This is a genomic window from Citrobacter sp. wls826, from assembly GCF_005281245.1.
GTDB lineage: Bacteria > Pseudomonadota > Gammaproteobacteria > Enterobacterales > Enterobacteriaceae > Citrobacter > Citrobacter braakii.
The window spans coordinates 1-2,694 of sequence record NZ_SZWS01000034.1; the positions used below are offsets into that span (position 1 = coordinate 1).

Genomic DNA, 2,694 nt, shown 5'->3' on the forward strand with positions numbered 1-2,694 from the left:
TCAGAGTCAAGCATTTATTTTTGCTTTTCTCTGCGAGATTCTCAGTGGAACCCCGCTGACCCGGCGGTTTGTAATCCGTTGTTCCGTGTCAGTGGAGGCGCATTATAGGGAGTTATTTCAGGCTGACAAGGGGAAATTTAAAATAATCTTCCGAGTGCGTATTTTTTATTCTTTGTGCTTATTTTGACAACGTTTTGTGGGTTAATTGGGCGATTTCCCGCGCGAAATCCGCGACCTGTTCCCAATCGGTATACACCACTTCTTTATTGGTATCTGTTTCACCGCCTGACATCTTCATTATCAGTTGGATCATAACGCGGTCATACCAGCGATAGCGGGGATACAGTAAAGCGCCAGCAATAACCGCACTGCGATCAGGCCGCCACGGCGAACTCATCAGGAACTTACGCGCATAGCTGTTAGTTTGCGGCGTGCGTTTCTCCGGTTTACGGGCAACCAGGTTTACGGAGTAGAAGGCACTCGGCATCGCGTTCAGCCGCGTGGCATGCTTTTTCACAAACTCCTGAAAAGCTGCATGGTAATGACCATAGCGAATCGAGGCGCCAATCACCACGCTGTCATAATGTTGCCAGTCAGGCTCCGCGGTACGATGCAAATTAACGACATCCGCCCAAACGCCCAGCTCTTTGAGTTCAGAAGCCAGATACTCGGCGATTTCACGCGTTTGTCCGTCCCGGGAAGAAAAAAGAATCAGTGTTTTCACGTGTTACTCCATTATTCACGCCAGAAAGTAGGGGTAAAGAGTACCAGCAGGGTAAAGACCTCCAGACGACCAAACAGCATATTGGCAATCAGGATCCACTTCGCCACGGGGTTCATACTGGCAAAGTTGTCGGCGACAACCCCCAGCCCTGGCCCCAGGTTATTCAGCGTCGCCACAACAGAGGCAAACGCGGAGAAGTCATCAACACCGGTCGCAATAATCGCCAGCATACTGATAATAAAGACCAGCGCATAGGCAGAGAAGAATCCCCACACAGCTTCAAGGATTCGCTCCGGCAAAGCACGGTTACCCAGCTTGATACTGTAAACCGCATTCGGGTGGACCAGTCGTTTCAATTCGCGGTTACCCTGCTTAAACAGCAACAGGATTCGAATCACCTTCAAGCCGCCGCCCGTCGACCCGGCACAGCCGCCAATAAAAGCAGAACACAGCAACAGCACCGGCAGGAACAACGGCCAGCGGGCAATACTGTCCGTAGTGAATCCGGCGGTCGTCGCCATTGATACCACCTGAAAAAAAGCCTGGTTGATGGTCGTGAGTGCCGAACCGTAGGTATTGTGTATCCACAGCACCAGCGTACAGACAGCCACCAGCGTCAGCTGCACCCCAATGAACATGCGGAATTCTGGATCGCGCCAGTAGACCTTCAGGCTGCGACCGCTTAATAAAGAGAAGTGCAGACCATAGTTACAACCGGAGATCAGCAAGAAGATAGCAATAATGGTGTTAATCGTGGGACTGTCGAAATACCCCACGCTGGCATCGTGTGTGGAAAAGCCGCCGATGGCTATCGTAGCAAAGCTGTGCCCAATAGCGTCAAACGCGGGCATCCCGGCAAACCATAGCGCCAGCGCACACGCCACCGTCAGTAATACATAGATAAGCCACAGCGTTTTCGCCGTTTCGGCAATACGCGGACGCATTTTGTTATCTTTCAGCGGGCCCGGCATTTCTGCCCGGTAGAGCTGCATCCCACCGACGCCAAGAATAGGCAAAATAGCCACCGCCAGCACGATGATCCCCATCCCGCCGAACCATTGCAGCATCTGTCGATAAAAGAGGATAGCGTGTGGCAATGAATCCAGCCCCACCAGCGTTGTCGCCCCCGTGGTGGTTAATCCGGAGAAGGATTCAAAAAAAGCGTCGGTTATCGTGAGGTTAGGGCTTTCCGCAAAGATGAACGGTAGCGCACCCACGCTACCCAGCACGGTCCAGAACAAAACGACAATCAGAAACCCTTCGCGCGATTTCAGCTCGCCCTTCTCTTTACGGTTTGGCCACCACAGCATGGAGCCGATCGCCAGAGCAACGAAGAAAGTTTGAGTAAACGCACGCCCTGCCCCATCGCGGTAGATGAGCGCTACCAGTCCGGGGATAATCATTGTCCCCGAGAATAAGATGACCAGTAGTCCAACGATTCGGGTGATGGCGCGAAAATGCATCTCTGCCGCTTCCTTAGTTCTTTAAAATGAGGTGGGGATTATTCTTCAATCGCTGACAATTGCAATGAACCACGACTAAAATCCGCCAGTTTTGCCGAAAATTCATCCACTTTGGCATAAGGAAGCGCCACCCTGAGCCGAACAAAAGCCTGGTAATCACTGGCAACAACTTTACCGTCAAACTGCCCCAGCAAAGCTTCAATGCCTGCCAGCTGACCGTACTCACACTGCAAAGTATATTCGGTTAATGGCGTCTTGCGCTGCGTCGTTAACTGACGCAACGCCTGATTCACGCCGCCACCGTAGGCTTTCACTAGCCCACCCGTACCCAGAAGGATACCGCCGTAGTAGCGCACCACCACCGCGGTAATCTCACCGATGCCACTCCCCATCAGCTGCGCGAGCATCGGTTTTCCTGCCGTACCTGCCGGTTCGCCATCGTCTGAAAATCCCAGCTGCTGCGAGTCATTGGGCGCGCCCGCCACCCAAGCCACACAATGGTGGCGG

The 2,694-nt window shown here is 52.9% G+C and carries 3 protein-coding genes; all 3 read right to left on the reverse strand.

The window, feature by feature from the left end:
* Window positions 1-178: 178 nt before the first annotated feature.
* A complete protein-coding gene (gene hemG / locus FDW87_RS08525; RefSeq protein ID WP_016157860.1) occupies window positions 179-724 on the reverse strand; it encodes a menaquinone-dependent protoporphyrinogen IX dehydrogenase in 546 nt (181 codons plus the stop codon).
* Window positions 725-735: 11 nt separating this feature from the next.
* Window positions 736-2,187 carry a Trk system potassium transporter TrkH gene (trkH, locus tag FDW87_RS08530; RefSeq protein ID WP_003017848.1) on the reverse strand — a complete coding sequence of 484 codons (1,452 nt, stop codon included), beginning with the start codon at window positions 2,185-2,187 and terminating at the stop codon, window positions 736-738.
* A gap of 38 nt (window positions 2,188-2,225) precedes the next feature.
* Window positions 2,226-2,694 (reverse strand): IMPACT family protein (locus FDW87_RS08535; protein WP_252363082.1); only part of this gene is annotated, 469 nt, incomplete at its 5' end.

What these genes read in the sequence shown, in the direction of transcription:
- trkH (WP_003017848.1), bottom strand. Translation starts at nt 2,187, where the DNA reads ATGCATTTTCGCGCCATCACCCGAATCGTTGGACTACTGGTCATCTTA.